Here is a 25,621-nt window from a genome sequence, read left to right as displayed (position 1 = left end):
ATCCCATGGAGCAGACTGCTGGAGGACAGCGGCCCGATTGTCTACAAGTATTCAGCATTCCTCCATAACCGGTACCTCGCCAACGGGAGCATGCGCTCATGGAGAAAGGAAAGTACCCGGTGACTGCCGGCCGGAAAGACCGGCGTGTTCACCGTCAACAACCTGCTGCGAGCCGACCATGCAGTTCGTGCGGTCGTTCGACGCGATGACGACCGAGCCGAAACCCTGCGGAAGGATGGAGCTGAAGTTAGGTTGGTGACTTGCTCGACCATGACGATGCAATCCGCGCGACTCCGGGGATGACACCTACCTCAAAGCTGCGATGTGAAAAATTCTTTGACTATCTTTTAGATGGTCAATATCATCTAATTGTAGTGATGAACCCACAACTCAAACAGCTGACGAGCCCACTACGACGCCGGACGTACCAAAGGATGTCAACGGCATCCCAAATGTGTGCATATACACAATTAATGGGGTTCGATTGTAGCTTCACGGCTCGAAATGCAATCGTCTTATGAACTCTCTCGCTATTGGAGAACTACGATGGAAGAACAGAAGCGATACCTCGTCACTGCCGCGACTGGCAAAACGGGCGTTTATACCGTGCAGCAACTTCTCGACGCCGGTCATGCAGTGCGAGCGCTCGTACATACTGAAGACGCGCGTGCCGATGCGCTCCGGCAACTGGGAGCTGAGGTGCTCGTCGGTGACCTGCTCAATCATGACGATTCTATTCGCGCAACTGACGGCATGACGGGCGCTTACCTGTGTTACCCGGTGCGTCCAGGGTTTATTCAGGCCACGGCTTATTTTGCGGATGCTGCGCGGCGCGCCAAGCTCGATGTAGTGGTAAACATGTCGCAGATTTCCGCGCGCGAGGACTCAAAAAGCCATGCTGCGCGAGACCACTGGATTGCGGAACGTGTCCTTGATTGGTCGGGGGTGCCTACCGTACACATCCGCCCTACCTTCTTCTCCGAATGGTTCGTGTTCCCATGGGTGCGCGATACCATCGTCGCTCAAGGCAAGATTACCCTCCCGTACGGAAACGGTCGCCATGCCCCAATCGGAGCGGAGGACCAGGCGAGGTTCATCTCTGCAATGCTCTCGAATCCAGCGAGCCATGTTGGGAATACGTTTCCGTTATACGGCCCCGTCGAGCTTGGTCATGCGCAGATTGCCGAGGTGATGAGCGATGTTCTTGACCGCAAGATTGTCTACGCGCCCTCGACTCTCCGGGAGTACCGGCAACATCTCGAGACATACGATCTTCCGGAGTTTCTGATTCAGCACTTCGAGGAAGTGGCAATCGACTATCAGAACGGAGTTTTCGCGGGTGCAGACAATGTTATTGCGGAAATCACTGGCCGAGCACCCCTGACTATTCGGGCGTTTCTGGAAGCAAACCGTAAGGTGTTCCAAGGTTAACGCCGGCTCCGTCGTCATGGCGTCCGTTGATGTCACCCATGCGAAGGCCGGGCCCTGTAGCCGCCTTCGCTTTTTTTCGGACCCCACCTGAAGCCGCGCATTTCCGCCGTCGTTGTAATTTTCTCGTCCGGTAGCGGAAACTAGACTGTCAAGTCGCGTCCCTCCGGCTCAGACCGGGAAACGCCGAGCCACGCTTCCGTTCGCGACCCGCGTTCGACGTACACCCTTGAGGAGTCTGACATGACCGCAATTTCGAGCGCTTCATTGGTACTGTACGGAGCGGCAACAGGGAACTCGGTTAGAGCTGCAATCGCTCTGGAGGAAGCCGGTATCCCGTACACCGCAAGGTGTGTCGATCTGCGGCGCGGTGAACAGCGAAGCAAGGCTTTTCTTTCATTAAACCCCGCAGGCAAGGTGCCCGTGCTTGTTGGTCATGGCGATGATGATGCTGCTTTAGTCATCTCGCAGTCGTCGTCCATCATGTTGTATGCCGCACGTCTTGGGCGGCCGGAATTATTTCCTGAGACCGTATCCGGCGCGTCCGCCATTGCCATGGAGCGGTTTTTTTATATCGTTACCGATGTTGTGGCACCAGGGCATGCGAGCTGGTTTGCCGGGCAGCAAGAATTCGAGCAGATGGCCGAGCTGCACCGGCAACGCAGTGTCAACGCATTCGCACTCTGTGAAAGTTTCCTCACTGCTACGCCATTTCTCGCCGGCGACACTCTTACATTGGCAGATCTCGCGGCGGTCGCCTTTGCCAAATTCAACGAAGACCAAATCGATTGGGAACAACTTCCCGCCTTGCGCGCCTGGTTCAGGCAAGTCGTGAACAGACCTGCCGTGCAGCGCGGTCTGAACGTATTTGACCAATAGGTTCCCCAAAGCACTATCGCCGCTGCTTCGGCAAGTCCCGGAGTTCGGCAGCAATGTGAGTGACAACTTCGCCACTCACGGCAATAGCTGGCCACGTGCGCCGAAATAGCGCTCGAACTTGTCCACCGTGGATGCACAGTATTCGAACATTGCGGAGAGGCCGAATGGCGAAACGTTTGAAGTTGGTTGTCTCGAGCATGGTTTCGAGGTCGAAACTTACATTACCCAGACAATCTCCGAAGTCGCCCGTCGCCACCACGTGCCGAGTGGCATCGCGAACTCTGTAGAAGAGCCTAATGAACAGCCGATAGTATTAACATCCTGCCTGATAGGGAATTACACACTTTGGTGCCACGCGACAGTGTCAGCCGAGCTTCCTGATTGTCGAGGCGCCTCCGGAACCACGCCAGTCAGAACGACGCGTATGCCGGCTTGACCCGTGCCAGGTTGGGCGAATCGACTCAATTCCTATGAGCTTCATATGACACCGGCATCCCGTACATGCATCTCGTTTGGCAGTTTTCGCCTCTACCCGGACGAACGTCGCCTGGAACGCGGGAACGATGTCGCGGAAATTGGCAACCGCGCATTCGATATTCTTTCGCTGCTCGTGCAACGTCCCGGCGAAGTCGTGTCTCAAAAGGAATTTCAAGAGAAGGTGTGGCCTGGCTCGGTGGTAGGGGACGTGAATTTACGTGTCCAGATAACTGCTCTACGAAAACTTCTGGCGGAAGATTCGGCAAGCTCGCATGGCATTCGCAGCATCACGGGGCGCGGTTACTGCTTTGTCGGACCCGTGACCTACACCGCCTTGCGCAACACTGCAGCGGCAGAAACCCTCGACGATGCAAGCAATGACATCAGCAATCTCATTGGCCGGCGCACTGCGATCGAGGACATCTGCCGTTTATTATCGACAAGAGGCTTGGTTTCCATTGTCGGCCCGGGTGGTATCGGGAAGTCGGCTGCTGCGCTAGTGGCCGTGCGAGCATTCAGCGAAGCGAACAACATTGCGACCAGCATAGTCGAACTGTCATCGGTCAGTCATGGCGACCATGTCGCGAGCACAGTCGCATCGGCACTTGAACTATTGGCCGACAACCGTTCGCCTATCGATTCGATAACAGATCATCTTGCGCAATCAGAACGACTATTGCTGCTTGACTGCTGTGAACATGTCATCGATGCAGTTGCTCAATTGGCACTCGCGATTTCACAATCATGCGAGCACGTCACAATTCTCGCAACAAGCCGCGAACCCCTGCGAGTTCCAAACGAATATGTCTACCGAATCAAACCTCTCGACGTTCCCGAGCACGCGAAGGGAATCTCCACGGAGGACGCACTATCCTACTCGGGAGTGAGATTGTTCTGCGAGCGGTCCACCTCGTTCCAGTCGAACGAATTCATGGTCATCACGGACAATATCGAGACCATCTGCAATATCTGCGCCTCGCTCGACGGTCTACCCCTTGCTATCGAGCTGGCAGCCGCGCAGGTTCACGTATTTGGCGCCGAAGGCTTATTCAGCGTGCTGGACAAGCGGCTTGACGTGCTCACGCGTGGCCATAGAACTGCGCTGCCTCGCCATCGAACGCTACGGTCAACTATCGATTGGAGTTACGATACGCTGACCGAACAAGAGCGCCGGATATTGCGACACGCGGCAATCTTCAAGGGAAGCTTCTCGTTCGCACAGATTGGTGCCCTCTTGAACGACAGCTTACCGCTCTCGTCTGCAATCGTGTCATCGATAGCGAATCTCGTCGACAAGTCACTATTCACGTCAATTCCGGGCAGCCATCCTCCAACTTTCCGACTACTCGACAGCACGAAAGCATACGGCATCGAGAAGCTCAAAGAATGCGGTGAGTACGAAGCCGCGGCGAGGCAGCACGCCAAGTACTTTCTTTCGCTCTTCACCGAACCTGCCGTCTGGTCCTCGGCAACGCCGGCAGTAGATGAACTGGCCGGCGCCCCTCGCATCCTGAACGATGTACGCGCCGCACTCGACTGGTCACTCGCTAGCACAACAGACAGAACACTCGGCGTGGCCCTAACCTGGTCGAGTGGTTCACTCTTCTATCAGCTGTACCTTTGTGACGAATACCGTCAACGTGTATTGAATGCACTGCAGTTCATTCAGAGGGGCAGCGCAGCCGATGCCGAGTCCGAATTTCGACTCCTGCTCGCGCTCGCGCAGGCGGATTTCCTGACGCAGTCCCTCAAGCAGGGAGTCTCAACCCACGCATTCCGCGAGGCGTTGGCGCTGGCTGTACATCATCGTCATGAAGTCCGCCAGGTTCAGGTGCTCTATGGGACTATCGTGATGACGACAATGGCCGGTGAATACGAGGAAGCGAACCGATTTTGCGGGCATCTTTGCGAGCTGTCTCGCACACGGACTAGTGACATACCGATGTACCACCGAATGCAAGCCCTGGTGGATACGCAGTTGGGCAAGGTTGAAGGTGCGCTGCATCATGCGGACGTCGCACTTTCAATCTATGGACCGAGAACAGCCAAGCGGAAAGTGCAAGACCCGACTCGTTATGATGCACGCACAGCGCTTACTTCTCTTCGGTCGCGAATACTCTGGCTTGTTGGGCTTGTCGACGACGCCGTCACCATTGCGGCAGAAAGCGTGGAGGAAGCACTAAGTCTGGACCATGACCTATCGGTTTGTTGCGCTCTCGCATCAGGAGCATGTCCGGTTGCCTGCTGGCGCGGTGACTACGCAGAGTTGGAAAAATATCTGTCGCTGCTTGAGGGGCTCTCTAGCGAGTATCTGCTCGTCAATTGGCGAGACCAAGCACAATGCTATGGATTCGGACGACAACAATCAACGCGGCCGCAAGGCAAAGCATGGTGGCGCGCATTTGACCATTGGGCTCCGACTGCACATGAAACACTCGCCACCGTGAACCGACAACTTCTTACTCCACTGGCTATTGAGCGGGCGACGTCCGGCAGAGCCGGGTGGGCTACGCCAGAGATTTGGCGTGTGCTAGGTGAGCAGTATCTTGAACATAGTAGCAAGCCCTTGGAAAAGGCTGAGACATTGTTTCGAGACGCGATTTCGCTTTCGACGCAGCACGGCACTTTTTCATTCGAGTTACGCGCCGCCACCAGCTTGTCCCGATTTCTGTTCCAGAAGGGCGAGCGGCAGGAGGCCGAGGATATTCTTTCGGCGACCCTCTCACGAGTAAGCCAGGGCGCGGAAACGAGAGATGTGCGGACAGCACGAACCGTTTTAATTGAAGGCCTTGAACTCCGTTCGCGATAGGTGGGTGCGCCTGCCACGCCGGGTACTGTCCGCGACGCGCCGAGAGCGGCCCCGACACCGATCCAAACTGGCGACCGCGAGATGCACGGCGTCGGCAATTGCGCCGGCACCCTCTGTGTCAGTGCGCAGAATTTCCTCCGCGACCAGGCCAGCAATGCGACGAGTATCTTCCTGTTCGCTGGTAGGTCCGGTGCGCAAAAACCGGCGCCGAGGCAATCGCACGTATCACCTGCGGAAGAGTGCCGAGCAGCTGATACGCGTACCCTGCTTGGCGTCGCTAACGTCGCGCAGCGCGAGAAGTGTTCCGAAATGACTTGCCCGCATCGCAGCCGAGCAACGGCAGGGCTGACGTCGCCCTGATTCCGCAGCAGCACGATCCGGCCTGACGTGGCGGCGCCGCCGTGTGCCGCGGCATCACCCGCGACGATGCTCCGCCCGAGTCCTCCGCGTCAGCGTACGAATATCACACGTCAAGCGAGCCCGATCGAGATCCCCGACCGGGCACGAGCCAATTCCGCGAGATCGACCGGCTCGCCGCCGGCGAGCCACCCAATGGCCGGCGCCCCTTTCCCGCCCAAAGACTCGCGCAAGCAACCCACTACTTCGAGAAACTCAGCTTCTTCAACAACACCGCACCACTCGCCCGGCTCACGAGCGAAATGGACTCGACATCCAGGTGCAGCCTCGAAGTTCTCGTCGTGATATCAGTCGGCTCGTCGTTGTTCGGCTCGGCGTGCTCGACGTGTTCGGTCAGGTACGGCCGGACCAGGCGCCCGGAAAGTGCGAACGCGAACCCGCCCTGCGCTTGCGCGTACGCAGCGGGTGACAGCCTCACACTGCCGCGCACGGTGGACTTCCCGCCTTTTCCGGGATCGAGCTCGATGATGTCGATCTGCTGGATATAGCCTTTTGCCTTCGCCTCGGGTGCGATCACGAGCCCTCGCCCTCGCGGCCCGGTAATGACCTTTCTGAGCAGGATGCCTGTCCGGCCTTCGCCGTCGGCGTCGACCAGGTCGACGTTCACCTTCAACAGATGCTTCTGCGACTGATATCGCAGCCCGTACGACACCGGCACCAGGAAAGTGACCTCACGATCCATGTTGACCGCGGCCAGGTCGGTGTCCTTGCCATGCTTGTCGGCCACGCCGGGGATCAGGCCGCGGACGCGCTCGCTCAGGGACGGGGACGCGCCTTTGACGTGCAGCTTCTCCAGTGCTTCCCGAATCGCAACCGGATCGTCGCCGACGATCGGCCGCGTGGGTGACGCGTTGGCCGAAACGGCAGGCGCGACGCTCGCCGTTTCGTTGATATTGTCGGCCGCTGCACGCGTCGCGACCGGGGCCAGCATGATCGCCGCCGCGACGGCGCACGCAACATTCCGACAGCCCAGCATGGATCTCCGGTGAAACACGACACACTCCTGATTTTCTGGCGGATCGGTTGACGATGAGATCGGCAGGATCAAACGATCGGTAACGGTCCGACCGTTCGGGTTCACCGATCACCTGCGCGACACATCGTAGGTTCATTGTCAGTTCGGCGGCAGGCCGATGCACCACACTATCGTATTGCCCAGACTACAACAATCCGTGGCAAGCGAGCAGCGGCGAGAGAGTCCGGTGCCGAGCGGACCGGGGGTGTCAGAGTTTCCGTGTCCAAGGCGGGTGAGATTCACACGGATGGTCGAACGAATCGATCCTCGTAGAGGATCGCGAACGGGTTCATCGCCGTCTTCCAGTCATGAGCCGCCCGCCCCCGACGGCAACAGGCGGTTTCATGACCCTTCCGCGAATGACGGCTGGTGTCACGAATCCTGTTGCCGTCGCAATGCATCCGCAGGCTCAGCCTTCTGACGACCCAAGCGACACGTCACCCACGACCACGCCTCTCAGCCCCTCCCGCAACGCCGTCACGTTGTCTGCCCCGTTCAGTTGCTCGAACTCCCGTTGCGCCTCCTGCCAGAGCGGGGCCGCCCTGTCGTGCAGGCGCCGCCCTTCCTCGGTGAGCTCGATCAGGCGGCTTCGGCCGTCCGTGGGTGACGGCTTGATCGTGACGAAGCCGTCGCGCTCCAGAAAGCCAACCATTTTCCCCATCGCCGTTCGCTCGATATCGAGCCGTTCGGCAAGGGCGTTGACCGGGGTACTTCCCACCTCGCTCAGGGCGGCCAGCGTGAGGAATTGCGTGATGCGCAGGCCCGCGGGCTCGAGATGGCTATCGTAGAGCCTGGAGATCTGCCTGCTCGCTTTGCGTACGGCGAAGCAGTTGCATTGATCGATTCCAAGCGGCTGGTTGACCGGCAACATCTGTTCTACTCCTGGTTTCGGTTGATCGCGCAAACGCCAAGCGTACGTCACGCGAAGGTGCAGCGGTATCTTTCGATGAAAGCCGGCAGCGGTGGCGTACGGCGATCCGCGCACCGCATGTCTCGCTGCCGCGCCCGCCCCGTGTCATCTGCGGCGTTCAAAGCCCTGCCGGCGGCGTGATGTAGCCGGGTATCTCGGCCGCGAGCGTACTCTTCAGCAACGCGGTGCCCTTGTCGGCCATCACCTCGCTCTTGCCGAGGGCGAGCGCGTCGTAAGTCTGTCGCACGACGTCCTCCGGGCTGGCTTTGGGCACGTCGATGCCGTGGGTCAGGTCGGTATCCACGAACCCGACGTGCAGGCCGAGCACCTGGATGCCGCGCTCGTGCAGAGACAGGCGAAGCTGGTTCGTGTAACTCCACGCGGCGGCCTTCGACGCAGCATACGGCGCCAGATAGGGCCGCGGAAGCCACACGATGTCGGACAGCACGTTGATGATGGCGGCATGCGGCCGGGCCGCCAGGATCGGCTCGAAGGCCTGTGTGACGCGCACCACGCCGTAGTAGTTCGTATCGAACATGCGGGCGGATTGCGCTTCCATGTCGGCCGCCAGAGGCCCGTCGATCAGCGCGGCAATCCCCGCGTTGTTGACCAGCAGCGTCGTATCGGCCGCCAGTTTCGCGGCCTCGGCGATCGATGCCGGATCCGTGACGTCGATCCTGACCGGCACCACGCCCGGCTCGTCGAAACCGCTCGTGTTGCGCATGCCCGCATAGACTTTCGCCGCTCCGCGACGACGTGCCTCTCGCGCAAAAGCCAGACCCAGGCCGCGATTGGCACCGGTGATGAAAACGGTGGCGTTCTTGATATCCATCACATGCTCCTGTTTCAAAAGCCGCTTGCCGGTTGCGGGTCGACTCCCGCCGCCGGCCTGCGCGTGCCCGGTTCAAAGAAAGAGGTTTTCCGGCAACTGCTTCGAGAGCGCGCCCCGCAGATGGGTGGCGAGCGTCAGTACGGCGCCAAGCGGGCTCATCCGCACGCTGACGCGCGGCACCGATCCGTCGGCGTTGCGATCGACGACAACGACCGCGCTCAACTTCTCGCCGCTCGTCAGGACAGCCTCGTATTCCAGAAAAAGCCGCGAGCCGACGGTTTGAAGAAACGTGGGCGTCTGGGACGCGTAGAAGGTTCCGACGGTGTCGACGGCGAGCCGGATGTCGTCGCGTCCGGTGACGGGACCGCGCAACACCGAGCTGATCAGTTCCGCGTCAGCCGTCAGATCGTCGAGAAACGGGTGACGCTCGTCTTGAGTGAGTGACATGTTCAAACCTCGCTTCGTTTCAAGGATGGGTTCACGCGAATGCGGACCGATTCCTGGCGACGAACGCCTGGACGGACAGCGGCGGCGTGCCGGTGATTGTCTCGACGACATCGTTGGTGCCCGAGAAAATGCCGTCGCGGTAGTTCTGCGCGACTTCGACCAGATGCTGCGTGAGGAACGGCGGAAACTTGTAAACGGTTTCCATCTTGATTCGGAATTCTTCGATGGAAGTCGGCGCGTATTCGATCCGGGTGCCAAGAACCTCGCTCATCGCGGCTGCGATCTCGACATGGTTCATCTCGACGGGGCCATGGAGCGTGTAGATCTTGCCCTCGTGGCCTGCGGGATTGGCGAGGAGATGCGCGATGACGCGCCCCTGATCGTCGGAGGCGATCGGCGCGTGACGGCCGTTGCCAAACGGAAATTCGATCTTCCCCGTGGCCCGGATTTCCTTTGCAAAATGCGGATAGACGAGCCAATCGGCAAAGAAGGTGGGGCGCAAATGCGTCGTCGCGACACCCGACCAATCAAAGACCCGTTCGGACACCCAGTGATCCTGTGCTGCGTGGCTCGCCGATTCCCGGCGTGCGGAAATCTGCGACATGTTGACGATCGCCGAGACGCCCGCTTCCTTTGCCGCCTGCGCGAAATAGGCCGCTGCCCCGATGATTCCCGGCGCGATCGGATAAAGGAAATAGGCTGACCGGATGCCTTCCATCGCTGCCCGGATGGCGTCGATGTCGGTGAAGTCCCCCACCGCGATATCGACACCGCGCTGCCTCAGCGCGGCCGCCCGGTCGTCATCCGTGCGCACGTAGGCCCGCACGCGTTTGCCCATCTTCAGCAGTTCGTCAATGGCAAAACCTCCGGTCCGTCCGGTGGCACCACTCACAAGAATGTCGGCTTCGTTCATCGCTTCGCTCCGGTTGAAAGTGAGAGCATATGCTCCCTTAAGGCAAAGATAGGAGCATGTGCTCGCATTGTCAAGTTTTTCTGGTTGCGTGCATGCGGAGGAACGCCGGGCGCGATTCAGCCGGCGGCATTGGGGTACGAGCGCACGGCTTGAAATGGCCGAACGGAGTCGGCCGATCTGACGCTGCCGGTTTGATCTGGACCTATCTTTGACAACCGAGGGGATCGTTGCCTGCCCGCTTCGGCCGAGACGGCGACGACGAGCATCCATCGTCTGATGGCCGCTCCCGGGTGAATTTCAGGAGGCGGCCGACCCGGCCCGCACGAAGTGATGCTCCACCCTCGTGCGCAGTACGCCCTCGAGCGCGGCCAGTCGTTCGCGCAGTCGAACCGCTTGCCCTTCCGTCATTGCCCCGAGAACGATCTTTTGCTCGAGAACGTCACCGCAGCGGGTGATGGCCCAACGGTCGACCGTGGCGGTTTCCCCTTCGAGCACGGCAGCCGCGGTCGAGACGATGCCCGGATTCCGTCTCGACACGAGATGAACCGTATGCGTCAGCGTGAAACCGGGAAGGAAGTGTGACCAGTCTTCACGGACTGTCGGACAGGAGGCAGAGGTAGCTTGACGCATGGTTGCTCCGGATGAGTGGTTATCGAACCGGTGCCAGCCATGCTGCTCCCGTTTCGTTGCCGTAAATCGGCCGCATCGCCTTGGAGGCGTCCACCTTGCCCGGGAGGGCAGGTTGGCGTCGGAGAATCCGACTCTGGATGCTTGATTCCTTACGTTCGACATTCCGAACGTGGATTCATTATACCGAAAAAGCGATATCAGGCAAGGCATGCCCGGAGATCGACATTTTGGCCGGACGGCTTCACCGATCCAGCCCGCGCACCGGTGGAGCCCGTAGACGTTCAAATTGTGGGCGCACAGCAGACGCTGCGTGAAGGAAATGGTTAGGTGGCACCCTTAAACATTCTCACCTCACGCCAACGTGCGCGGTGAGACGAGTGAAATCTCCATCGAGTCCTTACGGACAGGCCCGGCTTTGGCTATCGCATCGCCACCGGACATCGTAGCCAATCATGAACAGCGCTTTCTCCGCCAGCAGGAATTCGGACTTGCCGACGATCCGGTCGATGCAGTAAGCGCCCAGGCGGGCAAATCTCGCCCGCTCGACGTTGCTCAGGCCGTGCAAGTTCGGCAACGTGAGATGCGTGCATGACGCATCGCGGCGGCGCTTCGATTCGCGGCTTGACGGGAAACGGAACGCTTCTGGCACTGCGTGCGAAACGCGGCGCGCGACGAGGCCAAGCGCCCCCGTGACACGACCGTCGAAAATGAGCACATCTTGCGTAGGCGCAAACCAGCCGGCAGAAAAATCCATTGCCGCGGCCGCGAAGATTTTCGTCGTCCCGGACGTCATCGGGATGCTCCCCTCCGAAAACACCGGATCGAGGCTGGACGTCGATGCTGCACGTAACGCGCGCGTCGCGGTGCGAATGCTCGATATCAGGTTTCCCCGTTGCGCTTGTTCGTCGAGCCAGTCGACGCGAGCAGCGTGCGGACGGCCGCGAACGCCTCCCCAATCCAGAATCTTCCGGCACACCACATTCGTTGTCGCTTCGTTTCCAGCGCGCATCGCGCATTGAAGCGCGGCGCTCAACTGTTCGAACGTCCCGGCGGGATGGTCCGGCCACGAGTAGCGATGTCCGGCCTCCTGCAAACTCGAACACCACCATGTGACCGCGCCGCTGCTCTGACGACGCCACGGCTCCCAGACGCGCGCGCCCTTCCCCCGGGTAGTGGTTTTGTAGCAGTGGAAATGGCCCGCGCTTCCGCAGTGGCCGGGGCCACTGTTGGCAGGCTCGTCAACATCGGTGCCGAGCCACAATTTTCTGACGGCGTCGATGTATGCGGCGGAGAGTTCCGGTTGCGCTTCCTCTTGAATCAATTCCGGGCCATCGACGGCTGCAGTCCACTTGTCTCGATACGGCGTCCACCCTTCGATGGGCTGCCAGTCGATGATCGCTTCGCTCCGCGCGATGTCATCGAAGCCCTTCTTCGCTTCAGGCCCCTTCCATTGAGATTCGAGTCGATTCAATTCTTCCAGATTCACGTATCCCCCCGTAAAAATAGCATATGTGTCATTCCAATACCCCTGCACGTGAACACCGGAGCCATATTGAAACCATCGTCGTAGAGAAGTGGCGAGCCGATGCAAAGTGCCGTCGAGCAATGCGGCAGCGCAGAAAAGACAAAGAGCGCACAAGCGCCCTTCACTCTCGACCGCAAGCCCGACTTCGCGTTATCGAAGCGACTGCATCCCGTTAATCATGAAACGCACTGGATGGGCGGGAACTGCGCAAGCTTTCGATCTGGTTCTCGAGTTCTTCACGCCTGCAATCGTCTTCGGGAAGTTCCTTGAGCTTCAATTCCAGATCGGAAATTTTCCAGTCGATATCGCGAATCTTTTCGTGGCGCTCACGTACCTGCCGGCCATTCTCGGAAAGCTCCTCAGCGCGCGCGATCTGCTCAGACGACATGTTTTCCCGATTCTTTTCGAGATGCTCTTCCGCCCGCTTCCCTGCCTGGGAAACCATTCCCGGCATAACCTCGGTCACCGCGAATTTCCCGACGTTGAACAGCCCTTTCCCGAGCAGCTTCAAACCGGCAGTAGCACGATCCCCGCCGCTCCGGTAGCTGCCTGTCAGTTCCTTCCAGTCGTCGCCCAGGCCAAAGTACTTACCCATGTCGCCTCTCCCGTTACCGGATTTCGATCAAATTGAATTCATAACCGCTGGAGAACTTGCTCGAGTGCTGGCTGCGCGCCTTGCCTTCGGCTTGCTTCATGGCCATGAAATCCGATTCAGCCTTGACCGTGACGGTATATCGGCTGGCGCTCGAACCTTTGCGCAATTCGTAGGATACGGTGTAGTTCTTCATTTGACTCTCCTTGAATCGAGTGATCAGACACGATGCTTCAACACATAAATAACTATCGACAATCAGCACCGCAACTTTAGTGAGCGGCTCGCAAATTCCCGAAATTTTTGCGTCACACTGGAGCCGCAAACGCTTGCGGTCCTTTCAACCTTCCCCGCAATGCATCGCCCGATCGCAATCCCGACACCAAACTGCCGAACAGTATCGATGTGCATCGGAACAATTTGTGTCCCGATCGCACGTAGAATCCGGTTCTTCTTTAGCATCGACGTCATCGCGCGCAATCGCATCGACAGTGCGCGGAGAAATCGACCAATAGCGTGATCGAGGGATCAGTGACAACATCATTAGACGAAGCAATTCTGCGCATCCTGCCGACCCACCGCGATGCGACGGACTGGATTTCCACGTCTGAAGTCCGGCAACAGCTCGAAGAGCGAGGACATCGCACGAAATACCCGAAGAAGGTCTTGCGGGAGCTGATGAAGCTGGAGAAGGACAAGGTCGTCATCTCGACTTCTCGCGGACGCGAATTGCTCTGGCAACGCAAGCCGTGGCTGCAAGGCACGCGCGACAGCCCGAGTCTCATGGGCGCAGCCGAGGCCGTTGCGTTCCACATCCTCAAGCGCTTCGCGGGAACCAAGCTTCCGGCCGCAGTGACCAAGGACCTCGAACCGCTCTTCGCCGCGGCCGACGTACGGCTGTCGCAGGAGAAGGCCGACAGCCGGATCTACCAGGCGTGGCCCGACAAGGTCGATTCGGTCGACGGCAACTTCACCCTCATCCGCCCCAACCTGACTGAAGAGATCTTCCAGGTCATTGCGACCGCAACGTTCTTCGAGCGCGAAGTGCTCGTCAAGTATCGCCCGGCCGGCAAGCCCGACACGGATGACCTGCAGCCGAAGATCCTGTGGCCGCTCGCCCTGGTGGAGTCGGCCGGCGTGATGTACATGGTGGCGCAGGATCCGTCATTCGAGCCACGCAAGGACAAGCCGAGAATCCAGTGGCTTCGCAGTCTGTTCCGGCTGGACCGGATCGTGTCGGCGAGCGAATCCGGCAAGACGTTCGACTATCCTGGCGATTTTCATCTGCGCACCTATATCGATGGAGAGCAGGCTTTCAATTTCCTGACCGAGCCGGCCATTCACCTGAGCATCGCGTTCGACGGCAGCGCGGGCAACCATCTCAAGGAAACGCCGATGGCCAGGGACCAGAAGCTGGAAACCCTGCCCGATGGAAGACTGAAAGTGAGCGGCACCGTCATTCCGAGCCTGAAGCTGCGCTGGTGGCTCCGCTCCTTCGGGGCGAATGCGGAAATCCTCGCGCCGGCGTCCCTGCGCGACGAATTCGCACGCGAGTACGAACGGCTTGCCGCACGATACGGCGCAGCCCGAACCACGCAAGCGTGTCCAACGATGGCGTCGTGACACCGACAGAAGGATCGACCGTCAACCGAGGGCCGGCAAAAGCCGCCCTCTCCTCCGTCGAACACGCGTCGGCACGACCGGCCGAATTCGCCGTCAGTATGTTTTGATGCGCTTGATCTTGGGAAGCAAGGGGATCGCGTACGTACCGATATCCGGCACCGGCGGCATCGACGGCATCTTTTCCGACGAAGCCGCCGGGCCCACAACGTCGAGCGCGCCGCCATTCTGCACCTTGTGGTACGCCTTCTCCCGGATGTAGGCTACTTGGATGACACATGGGACGGAGACGCGATAGGCGGGCCCGGCCAGCGCCACCGCACCGAACACCAGCCCGAGCGGGGCGACGACACTCGCGGCAGCGGCCACGGCGCCGGATGCAAGCATGGTCGACGCCGCGCCGGCCTTGCCCGCGATGGCAAGCCCCCGGCCGAGAACGCTCGCAGCCGTCGACTCGGCGACGAACGCCGCCACCTTCACTCGGATGTCGCTATGAGCGGGCGCTTCGCGCAACGCGGCGGCAATCTCCGCGCGCCCGAAATCGACCAGCGCGCCGAGGCCGACATCCGACAGGATGGTTCGGCGCATGTCGCCGGTCATCGCTTCCAGCGCATTCAGAAACAGCTTGCGAAGCATCTGCGTCTCGACGGAAAGCGCCGACTCCCAGCTTTCCACATCGATCTTCAGATGCTTCGCCACGTCGATGACGAGTTCCTGGTAGGACACGCCTTCGCCGCCGCGCATGGCATTGGCGATGCTGTTACCGCCGAACAGCCGGATTTCGCTTGCGATGTCGTTGCGGTCAACGTGCCCGAACACGCCCGATTCGCAGCAGGCCGTCAATTGTGCGAGCCGCGTGCCCGACAGCGCACTGCGGCCCTTCCCCTTGTCGGTCAGGTGCTCGGCCAGGATGGCGAGATCGCCGTCGTCTGCAACTTGCAGCAGCGCGCTCAGGCTCCACCATTTCTCATCAAATTCGTAGGTCATGTTCTTTTCGTTTTCTTGTGTCGCCGGCGACGACAGATCCATTCGTCGACCGAACACGGGCCGCAGCCCGAGTCCGGATCGTTCAATCGCTGCTCCAATGCGCGTCATGTGCGCACGGGGCATTACGCGGCCGCGGGCTCGTCCTTGTACATCTCGATCACCATCGCAATCAGCGTGGCGATCAGAAAGCAGATGAAGGTAGCCGCCAGCGCCGTGCCGAGGAGGGTCCCCAGAATCTCGAGGCATCCATTGAGCGCCGTCGTCAGCGCCATCCAGAAAATCGTCATGTCGAGCGTTCCTCAGTGGTTGTCGACGCGGCTTACCGCCCCGTCATGAAAGCGTCCAGGTCGGCGTCACCCTTGATCAGCAGCGATTCGCTCACGCCGTGTGCACGGGCAAGCGTCAGGCTCGACTCGAGCAGATGCACGTTGGCCTTGAGGTCGAACGCCGCCGTGGTGAGTTCGCCCAGCCGGTCGAATTCCGCTCCGAGGAACGCAAGGACCTTACGGACTTCGGCATCGAGCGCGGCCACGATGCGTTTCGTACGCTCGGCGAGCCTGTCGGTCACTTCACGCGCCTTCTTCCCGATGAAGGTCGACAGGAACTTGCCCGCGATGGAACCCAGGACGGCACCCAGCACCGGCACCGGAATCAATGCCTGACCAGCCGCCGTGCACAGCCCCACGATCGCCGCGTCGCTGCAAACGAACATCCCATTGTCGATGAGCGCATCGACCGAAATCTTCCCCGACCGATAGTCGGCTACGAGCACCGCCATCCCTTTGGCTGCGCTGACGAAAGCTCCCGCGAAAGGCGCGGACATCTCGGCGCAGTTCGTCAGCGCGTAGATGGCCCCGCCGGCGATGGCGCCACCGGCCGCCCCCTTTGCGGTGGACAGGCCGACCTCCGCCCAGTCATCGGCGTTGAAGTCGCCGGCGAAGACGTTCTTCCCGTCCCGATACTTCTGCCACAGCTTCGTAGTCAGGCTGACCGCCGCGCCTACCGCCGCCGCGCCGCCTGCTGCCTTCAACCCTTCGACGACGGAAGGCTCGTGTTCAAAGCGGATCTGGTCCTTGAGCGTCTCGTTCTGCTGCTTGAGATCCTGTTCATGGCCGTTGACCGTTTCGTCGACCTTGCCGAGCTGCACTTCACTGTAGGTCGATACCGACGGCTGCACGACCGCCGAAAACGGCTTGCCGCTCGCCAGTTCGATTTGCGCGACTTTCTCCTGAATCGCACGGATCGTCTTGTCGCTCAGTTCGCCGGTATTGCCCTTCAGCACCTCGAGAATCTGCGCGTGCTGGTCCTTCGGAATGTGATAGACGCCGTCGGTCGCGAAATCCTTGTACTTGCCCATATGCTCGAGCACGTGTGTCAGCCCCTTGCTCGAACCGTTGATGAACTTCGACTGAAAGTCGATGCCGTCGATTCGATAGTCCATCGGCGCCGTTCGCCCGACACCCTCGAAGGTCGCGCCGGGTGCGACCTGCGCGAGGAAATCGCGAGCGCGGCGTACCGCGACTTCGACCTGCTCTGCGATCTCGCCATGCTTCGTGTCCATCCGGCCGAGAATCTTCCCGGGTTCACCGATGAATTCGCGCAACGTGTTCATTGCGTCCATCGCGCTGTCGAACGCCCGATCCTGCGCCGACTGCAATGCCGCTTCGGCCGCTACGCGCGCACTGGTGATCGCGTCAACCACGACACCCGCGGCCTGGTCGGCCAGGCTCGACGTGCGAGGGTAAGAAGCGGCCCCGGGCACAGCATCGCTGCCGCCGAGGTCCGTTGACGATTGAGTTGTCATATTCGGACTCAGGCTGCCTTGGCCAGGATGGTCTTGTTCAACAGCGCGGACAGCGTGCGCACGTGATTGATGAGGGCGCCGAGCGCATCCTTGCTTTCCGCCGAGAACTGGCAGTAGTCGGTCGGCGCGGTTTGCTTCAACGCGGCAAGCAAGGATTTCATACCGGCCGAATGGGTCAGCGTCAGCGTCTTGAGCCCATCGATTTCGCCTGCGGCCATCCGGAGCGACGCGATCCCTTTCTCGATCGGGATACGTCGCTGGTGCGCTTCCTCCGCGACCTTCGCATTGGCGCGCCACATGAACACGCCGCCGCCCACGACCGCCGCGCCGGCCAGCGTCCAGCCCACCGGGCCGGCCAGTGCGAGCAGCGCGCCGCCGGCAGACATTCCGCCGCCGCCCGCCGCCAGCGCACCGCCACCCAGCCACGCCAGCGCGGCGTTGGTCGCCGCGGCGCCGGAGAGCGATGCGATTGCCGTGCCCGTCGACGCCGTGCCGAATGTGGTCGCAATGGCCATCGCCGCCGTCGGCGCCAGCAACGCGGTCGATGCGCCGGCGGCCACGCCCGCGCCCGTTGCCGCGCCGCCCGTCACGTTGATGTCGTGCATTTGCCGGTCGACTTCGGTCACCACGCCTTCGAAGGTCTGGTATTCGACCTTGTATTCAGCAAACGCGCGATCGAACTCCTTCGGCGTCGACGCCAGGCTGTTCACGTAGGCCTCGACTTCGCCGATCAGCAGTTCACTGCTCTCGCGCCGCAGTGTATAAAGCTCCGTCGCGAGCGTCTGCACCGCACCCTGGCGCTTGTCGTATTCCTTGGCTGCTGCCTCGAGCTGGCTGCGTGCGGTCGCTGCCGCCTCTCTGTTAAGCATTTCAATCTCCGGTCTGTATCGTCATTCCAGCGCCACCCATTCACGTCGGGCATGCGTCGGGCCGCAACGGCGGCTGTGGGGGGGCATGCGCATCTCGCGCCTGAAGCCGAGAAATATTCCATCGACTTAACGGCGCCAACAGCGGCCAACTTTAGGTCCGCGGCCGCCTCTTTGATCCATGCGTCAGGCCGGATGGTGATGTTCGTTTGGGACAATTCATGTCCCGAACAAACATGTTGCGAAAGACTGCGCTTCAGACGAGCGTCGGATGATGCCGCGCAGAACACTTTCGATCACGCGGCACGATTCCACGGACCATCTGGACACGATTTGTCCCAGGTGTGCCGCATCCTCGCCTGCAGTCATTGGAGAGCCCATGAATTCACGCATGAAAATCACCATTGCGGTTTCCGCACGAGCACTGTTCGATTTCGACGCGGAGCATCTCGTATATCGGGAAGACGATCCGTCGGCTTACCGAGCGCTGCAGGCGTCGAGGCTCGACGTGCCGGCCGCCCCCGGTGTCGCGTTCCCGCTGGTGCGCAAGCTGCTGGCGCTCAATCGCGACGACGAGGCAACCGTTGACGTCGCGATCCTGTCGCGCAACGACCCCGCGACCGGCCTCCGGGTGTTTGCGTCGGCCCGACATCACGGGCTCGCGATTCACCGGGCGATCTTCACCGGCGGTGCGCAGCCTCATCGCTACCTTGCACCGCTGGGCGCCAACCTGTTCCTCTCGACGCATGCCGGGGAAGTTGAGAACGCGATGGCCACCGGGTTCCCGGCGGCCTGCCTGTATCCGGCGCCCGCCTCTGTCGGCTGCACGCACGACGACGAATTGCGCATCGCCTTCGACGGGGACGCCGTCCTCTTCAGCGATGAGGCTGAGCGCGTGTTCCAACGGCGTCGGCTGTCCGCATTCAACGACCATGAAATGCGTCATGCGCACGCGCCGCTGCCGCCCGGCCCGCTCAAGCCGTTCCTCGTTGCCCTGTGTGCGCTGCGCGGCCCGCGCGCATCCGGCATCAACGTGCGCACCGCGCTGGTGACCGCACGCAGCGCCCCGGCACACGAGCGCGCCATCCGCACGCTGACCGCGTGGGGAATCATGGTCGACGAAGCGATGTTCCTCGGCGGCCGGAACAAGGCGGGCTTCCTCGCGGCATTCCGCCCCGACATCTTCTTCGACGATCACGTCCGCAACTGCAAATCAGCCGCACACCGTGTCGCGACCGGCCACGTGCCATACGGCATCAACAACGAATCCGGGCTGATTCTTCATTGAACAAGCGAATTTGCAGATGAATCGAGAACTTGAAAACAAGCTGGTCGACACGTACCCCGCCATCTATCAGGCGCTCTCGCCCCGGTTCTCCGGGAGCTGCCTGTTCGAATGCGACGACGGCTGGTACGCGATCATCGACCGGCTGTCGTGCCGGCTCGAAGCGCAAGCACGCAAATCGCTGTTGCTCGTGCTCGAAGTGAAAGAGAAGCTCGGCGGCCTGCGTTTCCGCGTGCGCGGCAACGTGACCGGCGAAGTGGATGCCTGGCTCGCCTCGGCGGCGAACCTGAGTCAATGCAAGTGCGAGCGTTGCGGCGATCCGGCCAAGCTGCGCGGCCATACGGATGGCCGCGTCCGCACGCTCTGTCCGACATGCGCCGCGACGATGCACTATTTGCTGGAATAGCGCTGCGCTTGATTCAGTGCGCCACGCCCCGTCAAAACACCGTATGCAACCCCACCCGCGCCACCGTCTGGCTCGCGGAACTCGATGCCCCGTTCGGATCCAGCACGCCATTGACCTGCGCGTTCGCGCCGTTGTTCGCGCGCTGGTAGTCCGCCGACACGTACACCATCGTCCGCTTCGAGAACAGGTACTGAAGCGCCACGGTGACCTGGTGCGCGTGGTTGTCGTTCACCGCTTCATTGCCCTTCATGTACATGTACTTCGCGCCCAGCACGACATCCGGCCTGATGTGCCACAACCCGCCCGCTTCGGCCATCCACACGCCGGCGTCGTTGAACGAATTGCGCACGGTGGTCATCAGCGCATTCGCCGTGACGACACCGAAGTCGTAGTGCATCCCGACGCCCCAGTTGCGCACGCTGGTGGACGGCACGCCGGGCGCGGGGCCGTATTTCTCGTTCGTGTAGGCCGCACCGATACCGAATGGCCCCGCTTCATAGTTCAGCCCGGCGCTCACCGCATTGTCCGCGCCGACCGACCCGGCCACCCCGCCGAACGCATACATCGCACCGCCGGAAAAGCCCGACACCGTCGGCGAACTGTACTTGACGGAATTCGCGATCGGTTTGCTGCCCGCCGTACGGTCCCAATCGAATGCACCGGTCGGATTGCCTGGAAGCGCGAGACGTTGAAACGGGCCATTGCGAAAGCCGTACAGCCCCGAGATATCCCGTGAAATCGCGTTGTTTCTTGAAAACAGCGAATCGACCATGAAGTCGTACTGATTACCCAGCGTGATGCTGCCGAACCGGTTGCTGTCGAGGCCGACATACGCATTGCGCCCGAAAATCCCCGTCCCGATGATCGCGCCGTTCGCCATCGAGAACTGATTCACCAGCGCGAAAATCGCGCGATATCCGCCACCGAGATCTTCCGTGCCGCGAAAGCCGAACAGATTGGGCGCGAATATGCCGTCGTCGAACTTCACGTTCTTTCCGCCGCCCTCGTTGCTGACATAAGACACACCGGCGTCGATCAGCCCGAACATCGTCACGCTGCTCTGCGCCCATGCGCCCTGCGCCACGGCGAGAATCGCCACTGCTCCAAACCTGAGTTTCATTGCGTCTCCGTCTTTTTTATGAAAATGCGAGACCGCCACCTGCTACGTGGCAGGTGCTCGCTCGGTGCTGCACAAGGAATCGCCATCATTCAGGCATCGATTGCCGGACACCTGAAACATGATTAGCTTTACTGATCAAACGACACGATAGCCGTCGCATTGAACGGCCAGGCCCGCCCTTCATCAAAGCACCGGAATCAAGCGCCTCGATAGACGACCCACGCGGCAGCATCCACCTCGACCGCCACGGCCTCCAGCGCCGATCCCGAGCAAGGCCCGTCGATACACACGCCGTCGTCGAACCGGAACAGCGCGCTGTGATGGGCGCACATCAGCACCTGCGACCGGTAGCAGGAAACGCTGCCCGGCACGAAATCGAGCGGCACCGAAAAGTGCGGGCAACGATTCACATAAGCCCACACGTGCTCGCCCCGCCTCACGACGATCACGGGACGCCCGATACATGCTTCATCGACGACCCGCGCGCCGCCGTCGGGCACATCGGAAAACCGGCAGAGTTGTCGCGCTTCCATGATTCACACCCGCTGCTCGGGGTTGCCGAGGCTCCAGTCCCACGGACGCACTTCCACGTGCGAGAACAACCCCTCCTTCACATACGGATCGTTGCCGATGAACCGCATCACCGCCTGAATGTCGTCCGCCTCCACGACGAGCAGCGTGCCGTTCATCGCGTCGCCGTGCGGGTCCAGCGTCGGGCCGCCGAGCCGCACCACCACGCCGTGCTGGTCGGCCGAGCGCAGGTAAGTCCGGTGAATCGGCCGCACGCGATCGCGCACGTCGCGCATACCCGGCTGATCCGTCGCAAACACCGCAAAAAATCTTGCCATGGCGGTCAGCTCCGATCGACGACGAACGCATGAAGATGCCGCACGACGCGCCGCATCGGCGCATGCAAGCGCCGGCTCGGCATGCCGTCGAAGCGGGCGACGACCGGCTCGGCCAGCGTGGCGTCACCGTCATGGTGGTCAAGGCTCATGGTTGTCTCCGTTGGCGCATCCGGCCATTCATTGCGGCGCGCGCCCTTCCCATGCATGCTGAAGCAGCGCGCGAATGGCGTCGCGTTCGATCGGCCGCGGATTCACATACGGGTTGCGGCATGCGAGGTCGGCCGCTTCATCGAGGCCGGCCTCCGGCATCCCGAGGTCGGCCAGCGCCGGCGCGATGCCGAGCCGTGCGTTCAGCGCGAACAGCAGCGGGCCCGCTTCGGCCGCGTCGCTCCCGCCCAACGCGCGCGCCACGCGGCGCAGCGCATCGGGCGCGGCAGCGTGGTTGTAGTGCGCGGTATGCGGCAGCATCGCGGCATGGGTCTGCGCGTGCGGCAGGTTGAAGGTGCCGCCGAGCGTGTGGCACAGCTTGTGATGCAGCGCCATGCCGACCGCGCCCAGGCAAGTCCCGGCAAGCCACGCGCCGTACAGCGCACGGCTGCGGGCATCGCGGTTCGCCGGATCGCGCACGACCACGGGCAGCGCTTCGCCGAGCGCGCGGATCGATTCTTCCGCCATCAGGCTGATCACCGGGTTCGCGTCTTCCGCATAAAGCGCCTCGACGGCATGCGCCATCGCATTGATGCCGGACGCCGCGGAAATGTCCGGCGGCAGCGACAACGTCAGCGACGGGTCGTAGAGCACCGTGCGCGGCAGCACGCGCGCGTCGCGCCCGGTACGCTTCAGCCGGCCTTCCGTGAGCCCGAAGATCGGCGTCATTTCCGAACCCGCGTAAGTCGTCGGCACGGCCAGGATCGGCAGCACCGACTCGAGCGCAATGGCCTTGCCGAGCCCGATCGTCGAGCCGCCGCCGATCGCGACGCAGCAGTCCGCGCCGAGCTCGCCGGCCATCTCGCGCGCCGCGTGCGCGACCTCGACCGGCACGTGCATCACTGCCTGCGCGCAGATGCCGGCCGCACGCTCGCCCAGGATCGCCGCCACCCGCTCGGCAAGCGGCCGCTGCTCGGGCGTGGACAAGATGAGTGCTCGGCGGGCGCCGAGCGTCGACAGCTCGTCCGGCAGCCTGTCGAGCGCGCCCCATTCGAACACGACGCGGGAAGGGGTGCCCTGATAGACGAAGCGATCCATGGCGAACCTCAGCGCTTGAAATGCGGCGGCACGTTGCCGTCGACGTTGACCCACACCGACCGTGCCTCGGTGTAGTCGTGCATCGCCTCGAAGCCCATCTCGCGGCCGTAGCCCGACTTGCCGACACCGCCGAACGGGCTGCCCGGATTGACGCGCTTGTAGCAGTTGATCCAGCACATCCCCGCGTTGATCTGCGACGCCATCTTGTGTGCGCGGGAAAGATCCTTCGTCCAGAGGCCGCTGCCCAGCCCGTATTCGGTTGCGTTCGCAATGGCCAGCGCTTCGTCGTCGCTGCCGAAGCGCAGCACCGTGACGAACGGGCCGAACACTTCCTCCTGCGCGACGCGGTCGGTTGCGCTCCTGGCTTCGATGACCGTCGGGCGCACGTAGTAGCCGTCGGCAAGCGCCGGATCCTGCGGCGCGGTGCCGCCGGTGAGCACGCGGCCGCCCTGCTCGCGCGCGACGTCGACGAACGACAGCACACGCTCGAGGTGCTGCTTCGACGTGAGCGGCCCCATCTCGGTGTTCGCGTCGAGCGGGTTGCCGAGGCGGATCGACGACGCGAGCGCCACGAAGCGTTCGAGGAACGCATCCGCGATGCGCTCATGCAGCACGAGACGCGAGCCGGCGATGCACGCCTGCCCCTGGTTGTGGAAGATTGCCCACGCGGCGCCGTTGATGGCCGCGTCGAGATCGGCATCGTCGAACACGATGTTGGCGCCCTTGCCGCCCAGTTCGAGCTGCACGCGCTTCAGGTTGCCCTGCGACGCTTCGACGATCCGCCGGCCGGTGGCCGTCGATCCCGTGAACGCGATCTTGCCGACGCCCGGATGTTCGGCGAGCCGCTGGCCGGCGGTATGCCCGTAGCCGGGGACGATGTTGACCACACCTGCGGGGAACCCGACCTCGGCCATCAGCTCGACGATGCGCAGCGTCGACAGCGGCGTGATTTCAGACGGCTTGAGCACGACCGTGTTGCCGGCGGCGAGCGCCGGGCCCATCTTCCAGCTCGTGAACATCAGCGGAAAATTCCACGGCACGATCTGGCCGACGACACCGATCGGCGCGCGCTGCACGTAGTTCAGGAAGCCGGTCTCGACAGGAATCACCGAGCCCTGCAGCTTGTCGGCCATGCCGCCGAAGTAGCGGAAGCACGCAGCCGTGCGCGGCACGTCGAGCGCGCGCGAATCGCGGATCGGGTGGCCGGTGTCCAGCGATTCGAGTTGCGCCAGCTCCTCCGCGTTGGCCTCGATCGCGTCGGCCAGACGCAGCAGCAACCGGCCGCGTTCGGCAGCCGGCAGCGCCGACCATTTGGGGAACGCGCGCGTCGCGGCTTCGACCGCCAGGTCGACGTCCGCCGCGGTGGCTGCTGCGATCTTCGTGATGACGGAGCCGTCGTGCGGGTTCAGCACGTCGATCGTGCCGCGGTCGACAGCGTCGACGAAGCGTCCGTCGATGAACAGTTGGGTTTGCATGAATCGTCCTCGGTGGATGGCTTGAAGCGGAAGCGGAAACCGGCGCACCGCTCAGAACGCGATCGGATACGGCGGGAGCTCGCCGCTCTCGTAGCGCTGCGGCAGGTTCGGTGTCGCGTTTTCCCAGACCAGCAGCATCGACCGCTTCGTGGAGTAGCCCTGATGCCGGATGTCGGCGGGCATCGCGCAGATGTCGCCGGCGCGCATCGTCACGCGTGCGCGCGGCGCACCGGTGTTCTTGTCGCCGATGTCCCACACGATTTCGTCGGACAGTTGCAGGAACCATTCGACGCGGTCGTTGCCATGGAACACCGGCAGGATGAATTCCTCGGTGGTCGGGCAGAACAGGCTGCGCCCGCACACCGACGTGACCGACGGATTCCACGTCACGTCCGAACGCGACAGGTACTTGAACAGGTTGAACGCGTGCAGCTCGCCTTCGAATCCCGGCTCGACATGCACCTCCGGTTCGTCCTGCGCGACGTCGAGGAACGCGCGGTTGACCGGCAGGTCGTCGCGCAGCGGCGAATCGCCTTCGAGGCCCGGCATGCGGCGCGTCGCGATCCGCGTACGCTCGATCGCCGAGCCGTTCTCGCCGTGCTTGCGCCCGAACGCCGTGCCGGTTTCCTCGGGCGCCGCGAACGGATCGAAGCCTTCGTTCGTCCAGTCGTGCAGCATCGCCTTGAAGGTCGCCATGATCGTGGGCGTTTCGAAGGTCTCGGTGTAGTCCACGCCGGCATCCTTCAGGATGCCGTTGAAGGTGCCCGCATACATGTCCACCTTGCCGTAGTGATTGCGCGTGCCGAACACGTGGTCGAAGTTCACCCAGCCGTAGAAGAATCCCCACGCCACGTCGCGCATCATCGCGCGCAGGAACGCGTCCGCCGGCATCGCGTGCGTGCGGGTCTGGCCTTTCGCGGGCCAGCTGATCTTCACGAAATATTCGTCGCGCTGGAATTCGAATGCGCCGAGCCGGAAGCGGCGGTAGCCGGTAACGGCGTCGGCTTCGGTGGCTTGCACCAGATCGGCGGCGAAGCCTGCGGAAGTGTCGAGGGTGTCGAGCGTGGCCATGACGTGTCTCCTGGAAGTGT

The 25,621-nt window shown here is 61.9% G+C and carries 27 protein-coding genes and 1 riboswitch; of the genes, 7 read left to right on the top strand and 20 right to left on the bottom strand.

Translation table 11 applies throughout. The features are described from left to right. The first annotated feature begins 546 nt into the window (after window positions 1-546). From LXE91_RS27415 to LXE91_RS27405, 3 genes are all read left to right on the top strand, one after another. Window positions 547-1,431: an NmrA family NAD(P)-binding protein gene (locus LXE91_RS27415; RefSeq protein WP_039354155.1), complete on the top strand. Its 885-nt coding sequence runs from the start codon at window positions 547-549 to the stop codon at window positions 1,429-1,431. 240 nt (window positions 1,432-1,671) lie between these two features. Further along, the gene (locus LXE91_RS27410) at window positions 1,672-2,307 is read left to right on the top strand and encodes a glutathione S-transferase family protein (RefSeq protein WP_039354153.1); all 636 of its coding nucleotides are present in this window, start codon (window positions 1,672-1,674) and stop codon (window positions 2,305-2,307) included. Between the two features lie 481 nt (window positions 2,308-2,788). After that, window positions 2,789-5,593 carry an ATP-binding protein gene (locus LXE91_RS27405; RefSeq protein ID WP_076841401.1) on the top strand — a complete coding sequence of 935 codons (2,805 nt, stop codon included), beginning with the start codon at window positions 2,789-2,791 and terminating at the stop codon, window positions 5,591-5,593. Window positions 5,594-6,191: 598 nt separating this feature from the next. Here LXE91_RS27405 and LXE91_RS27400 read toward each other — a convergent pair. The 9 genes from LXE91_RS27400 to LXE91_RS27360 form a co-directional block, all read right to left on the bottom strand. Further along, window positions 6,192-7,004, bottom strand: coding sequence for a hypothetical protein (locus LXE91_RS27400; RefSeq protein WP_039354147.1), 813 nt, complete (start codon window positions 7,002-7,004; stop codon window positions 6,192-6,194). Window positions 7,005-7,434: 430 nt separating this feature from the next. Beyond that, window positions 7,435-7,896 (bottom strand): MarR family winged helix-turn-helix transcriptional regulator, encoded by a 462-nt coding sequence (locus tag LXE91_RS27395; RefSeq protein WP_039354145.1) that lies wholly within the window; start codon window positions 7,894-7,896, stop codon window positions 7,435-7,437. A gap of 157 nt (window positions 7,897-8,053) precedes the next feature. Then, window positions 8,054-8,767, bottom strand: a complete 714-nt coding sequence (locus LXE91_RS27390; RefSeq protein WP_039354144.1) for an SDR family oxidoreductase — start codon at window positions 8,765-8,767, stop codon at window positions 8,054-8,056. 72 nt (window positions 8,768-8,839) lie between these two features. Continuing rightward, window positions 8,840-9,214: a hypothetical protein gene (locus tag LXE91_RS27385; protein ID WP_039354628.1), complete on the bottom strand. Its 375-nt coding sequence runs from the start codon at window positions 9,212-9,214 to the stop codon at window positions 8,840-8,842. 31 nt (window positions 9,215-9,245) lie between these two features. After that, the gene (locus tag LXE91_RS27380) at window positions 9,246-10,127 is read right to left on the bottom strand and encodes an NmrA family NAD(P)-binding protein (RefSeq protein ID WP_039354141.1); all 882 of its coding nucleotides are present in this window, start codon (window positions 10,125-10,127) and stop codon (window positions 9,246-9,248) included. A 297-nt stretch (window positions 10,128-10,424) separates the two neighbouring features. Further along, the gene (locus tag LXE91_RS27375) at window positions 10,425-10,757 is read right to left on the bottom strand and encodes a hypothetical protein (RefSeq protein WP_148668958.1); all 333 of its coding nucleotides are present in this window, start codon (window positions 10,755-10,757) and stop codon (window positions 10,425-10,427) included. 42 nt (window positions 10,758-10,799) lie between these two features. Then, a riboswitch (SAM-I-IV-variant riboswitch) is annotated at window positions 10,800-10,903 on the bottom strand. Window positions 10,904-11,154: 251 nt separating this feature from the next. After that, the gene (locus LXE91_RS27370; RefSeq protein WP_039354138.1) at window positions 11,155-12,243 is read right to left on the bottom strand and encodes a hypothetical protein; all 1,089 of its coding nucleotides are present in this window, start codon (window positions 12,241-12,243) and stop codon (window positions 11,155-11,157) included. 211 nt (window positions 12,244-12,454) lie between these two features. Beyond that, on the bottom strand, window positions 12,455-12,877 hold the full coding sequence (locus LXE91_RS27365) for a hypothetical protein (RefSeq protein WP_039354136.1): 423 nt from the start codon (window positions 12,875-12,877) through the stop codon (window positions 12,455-12,457). 13 nt (window positions 12,878-12,890) lie between these two features. Further along, the gene (locus LXE91_RS27360; protein ID WP_039354133.1) at window positions 12,891-13,070 is read right to left on the bottom strand and encodes a hypothetical protein; all 180 of its coding nucleotides are present in this window, start codon (window positions 13,068-13,070) and stop codon (window positions 12,891-12,893) included. A 320-nt stretch (window positions 13,071-13,390) separates the two neighbouring features. On the opposite strand from LXE91_RS27360, the gene LXE91_RS27355 reads away from it, so the two are divergent. Continuing rightward, on the top strand, window positions 13,391-14,497 hold the full coding sequence (locus LXE91_RS27355; RefSeq protein WP_223274267.1) for a helix-turn-helix transcriptional regulator: 1,107 nt from the start codon (window positions 13,391-13,393) through the stop codon (window positions 14,495-14,497). Window positions 14,498-14,590: 93 nt separating this feature from the next. Here the strand turns inward: LXE91_RS27355 and LXE91_RS27350 are convergent, their stop codons facing one another. From LXE91_RS27350 to LXE91_RS27340, 3 genes are all read right to left on the bottom strand, one after another. Next, window positions 14,591-15,481, bottom strand: a complete 891-nt coding sequence (locus LXE91_RS27350; RefSeq protein WP_135370731.1) for a YaaW family protein — start codon at window positions 15,479-15,481, stop codon at window positions 14,591-14,593. A gap of 122 nt (window positions 15,482-15,603) precedes the next feature. Next, on the bottom strand, window positions 15,604-15,768 hold the full coding sequence (locus LXE91_RS27345) for a hypothetical protein (RefSeq protein WP_157644931.1): 165 nt from the start codon (window positions 15,766-15,768) through the stop codon (window positions 15,604-15,606). 32 nt (window positions 15,769-15,800) lie between these two features. Continuing rightward, complete coding sequence (locus tag LXE91_RS27340) at window positions 15,801-16,838, bottom strand: hypothetical protein (protein WP_198113712.1); 1,038 nt, start codon at window positions 16,836-16,838, stop codon at window positions 15,801-15,803. On the opposite strand from LXE91_RS27340, the gene LXE91_RS27335 reads away from it, so the two are divergent. Next, window positions 16,839-17,270: a hypothetical protein gene (locus tag LXE91_RS27335; protein WP_198113711.1), complete on the top strand. Its 432-nt coding sequence runs from the start codon at window positions 16,839-16,841 to the stop codon at window positions 17,268-17,270. Between the two features lie 23 nt (window positions 17,271-17,293). Here LXE91_RS27335 and LXE91_RS27330 read toward each other — a convergent pair whose 3' ends face one another. After that, window positions 17,294-18,154 carry a hypothetical protein gene (locus LXE91_RS27330; protein ID WP_039354128.1) on the bottom strand — a complete coding sequence of 287 codons (861 nt, stop codon included), beginning with the start codon at window positions 18,152-18,154 and terminating at the stop codon, window positions 17,294-17,296. Window positions 18,155-18,530: 376 nt separating this feature from the next. On the opposite strand from LXE91_RS27330, the gene LXE91_RS27325 reads away from it, so the two are divergent. After that, complete coding sequence (locus LXE91_RS27325; protein ID WP_039354125.1) at window positions 18,531-19,439, top strand: 5'-nucleotidase; 909 nt, start codon at window positions 18,531-18,533, stop codon at window positions 19,437-19,439. A gap of 16 nt (window positions 19,440-19,455) precedes the next feature. Beyond that, a complete protein-coding gene (locus LXE91_RS27320) occupies window positions 19,456-19,842 on the top strand; it encodes a hypothetical protein (RefSeq protein WP_039354123.1) in 387 nt (128 codons plus the stop codon). 31 nt (window positions 19,843-19,873) lie between these two features. On the opposite strand, the gene LXE91_RS27315 is transcribed toward LXE91_RS27320, so the two are convergent. From LXE91_RS27315 to LXE91_RS27285, 7 genes are all read right to left on the bottom strand, one after another. Continuing rightward, window positions 19,874-20,962, bottom strand: coding sequence for a porin (locus LXE91_RS27315; RefSeq protein ID WP_039354120.1), 1,089 nt, complete (start codon window positions 20,960-20,962; stop codon window positions 19,874-19,876). A gap of 197 nt (window positions 20,963-21,159) precedes the next feature. After that, a complete protein-coding gene (locus LXE91_RS27310; RefSeq protein WP_039354117.1) occupies window positions 21,160-21,495 on the bottom strand; it encodes a Rieske (2Fe-2S) protein in 336 nt (111 codons plus the stop codon). 3 nt (window positions 21,496-21,498) lie between these two features. Further along, window positions 21,499-21,810, bottom strand: a complete 312-nt coding sequence (locus LXE91_RS27305; RefSeq protein WP_039354114.1) for a YciI family protein — start codon at window positions 21,808-21,810, stop codon at window positions 21,499-21,501. Window positions 21,811-21,815: 5 nt separating this feature from the next. After that, entirely contained in the window at window positions 21,816-21,959 is a 144-nt protein-coding gene (locus tag LXE91_RS27300; protein ID WP_157644930.1) for a hypothetical protein, read from the bottom strand. 28 nt (window positions 21,960-21,987) lie between these two features. After that, the gene (locus tag LXE91_RS27295; protein WP_039354104.1) at window positions 21,988-23,055 is read right to left on the bottom strand and encodes a maleylacetate reductase; all 1,068 of its coding nucleotides are present in this window, start codon (window positions 23,053-23,055) and stop codon (window positions 21,988-21,990) included. Between the two features lie 8 nt (window positions 23,056-23,063). Further along, entirely contained in the window at window positions 23,064-24,530 is a 1,467-nt protein-coding gene (locus tag LXE91_RS27290) for an aldehyde dehydrogenase family protein (protein ID WP_039354101.1), read from the bottom strand. 51 nt (window positions 24,531-24,581) lie between these two features. After that, the gene (locus LXE91_RS27285; RefSeq protein WP_039354098.1) at window positions 24,582-25,601 is read right to left on the bottom strand and encodes a hydroxyquinol 1,2-dioxygenase; all 1,020 of its coding nucleotides are present in this window, start codon (window positions 25,599-25,601) and stop codon (window positions 24,582-24,584) included. Window positions 25,602-25,621 lie beyond the last annotated feature (20 nt).

It is taken from the genome of Burkholderia contaminans, assembly GCF_029633825.1.
GTDB classification, from domain to species: Bacteria; Pseudomonadota; Gammaproteobacteria; order Burkholderiales; family Burkholderiaceae; genus Burkholderia; species Burkholderia contaminans.
The sequence above is the reverse complement of the archived record's forward strand: the minus strand, read 5'-3'. Positions and strand labels throughout refer to the sequence as shown.

What these genes read in the sequence shown, in the direction of transcription:
- LXE91_RS27415 (WP_039354155.1), top strand. Translation starts at nt 547, where the DNA reads ATGGAAGAACAGAAGCGATACCTCGTCACTGCCGCGACTGGCAAAACG.
- LXE91_RS27410 (WP_039354153.1), top strand. Translation starts at nt 1,672, where the DNA reads ATGACCGCAATTTCGAGCGCTTCATTGGTACTGTACGGAGCGGCAACA.
- LXE91_RS27405 (WP_076841401.1), top strand. Translation starts at nt 2,789, where the DNA reads ATGACACCGGCATCCCGTACATGCATCTCGTTTGGCAGTTTTCGCCTC.
- LXE91_RS27395 (WP_039354145.1), bottom strand. Translation starts at nt 7,896, where the DNA reads ATGTTGCCGGTCAACCAGCCGCTTGGAATCGATCAATGCAACTGCTTC.
- LXE91_RS27390 (WP_039354144.1), bottom strand. Translation starts at nt 8,767, where the DNA reads ATGGATATCAAGAACGCCACCGTTTTCATCACCGGTGCCAATCGCGGC.
- LXE91_RS27385 (WP_039354628.1), bottom strand. Translation starts at nt 9,214, where the DNA reads ATGTCACTCACTCAAGACGAGCGTCACCCGTTTCTCGACGATCTGACG.
- LXE91_RS27380 (WP_039354141.1), bottom strand. Translation starts at nt 10,127, where the DNA reads ATGAACGAAGCCGACATTCTTGTGAGTGGTGCCACCGGACGGACCGGA.
- LXE91_RS27375 (WP_148668958.1), bottom strand. Translation starts at nt 10,757, where the DNA reads ATGCGTCAAGCTACCTCTGCCTCCTGTCCGACAGTCCGTGAAGACTGG.
- LXE91_RS27365 (WP_039354136.1), bottom strand. Translation starts at nt 12,877, where the DNA reads ATGGGTAAGTACTTTGGCCTGGGCGACGACTGGAAGGAACTGACAGGC.
- LXE91_RS27360 (WP_039354133.1), bottom strand. Translation starts at nt 13,070, where the DNA reads ATGAAGAACTACACCGTATCCTACGAATTGCGCAAAGGTTCGAGCGCC.
- LXE91_RS27350 (WP_135370731.1), bottom strand. Translation starts at nt 15,481, where the DNA reads ATGACCTACGAATTTGATGAGAAATGGTGGAGCCTGAGCGCGCTGCTG.
- LXE91_RS27345 (WP_157644931.1), bottom strand. Translation starts at nt 15,768, where the DNA reads ATGACGATTTTCTGGATGGCGCTGACGACGGCGCTCAATGGATGCCTC.
- LXE91_RS27340 (WP_198113712.1), bottom strand. Translation starts at nt 16,838, where the DNA reads ATGGGCAAGTACAAGGATTTCGCGACCGACGGCGTCTATCACATTCCG.
- LXE91_RS27335 (WP_198113711.1), top strand. Translation starts at nt 16,839, where the DNA reads ATGCTCGAGCACGTGTGTCAGCCCCTTGCTCGAACCGTTGATGAACTT.
- LXE91_RS27330 (WP_039354128.1), bottom strand. Translation starts at nt 18,154, where the DNA reads ATGCTTAACAGAGAGGCGGCAGCGACCGCACGCAGCCAGCTCGAGGCA.
- LXE91_RS27325 (WP_039354125.1), top strand. Translation starts at nt 18,531, where the DNA reads ATGAATTCACGCATGAAAATCACCATTGCGGTTTCCGCACGAGCACTG.
- LXE91_RS27320 (WP_039354123.1), top strand. Translation starts at nt 19,456, where the DNA reads ATGAATCGAGAACTTGAAAACAAGCTGGTCGACACGTACCCCGCCATC.
- LXE91_RS27315 (WP_039354120.1), bottom strand. Translation starts at nt 20,962, where the DNA reads ATGAAACTCAGGTTTGGAGCAGTGGCGATTCTCGCCGTGGCGCAGGGC.
- LXE91_RS27310 (WP_039354117.1), bottom strand. Translation starts at nt 21,495, where the DNA reads ATGGAAGCGCGACAACTCTGCCGGTTTTCCGATGTGCCCGACGGCGGC.
- LXE91_RS27305 (WP_039354114.1), bottom strand. Translation starts at nt 21,810, where the DNA reads ATGGCAAGATTTTTTGCGGTGTTTGCGACGGATCAGCCGGGTATGCGC.
- LXE91_RS27300 (WP_157644930.1), bottom strand. Translation starts at nt 21,959, where the DNA reads ATGAGCCTTGACCACCATGACGGTGACGCCACGCTGGCCGAGCCGGTC.
- LXE91_RS27295 (WP_039354104.1), bottom strand. Translation starts at nt 23,055, where the DNA reads ATGGATCGCTTCGTCTATCAGGGCACCCCTTCCCGCGTCGTGTTCGAA.
- LXE91_RS27290 (WP_039354101.1), bottom strand. Translation starts at nt 24,530, where the DNA reads ATGCAAACCCAACTGTTCATCGACGGACGCTTCGTCGACGCTGTCGAC.
- LXE91_RS27285 (WP_039354098.1), bottom strand. Translation starts at nt 25,601, where the DNA reads ATGGCCACGCTCGACACCCTCGACACTTCCGCAGGCTTCGCCGCCGAT.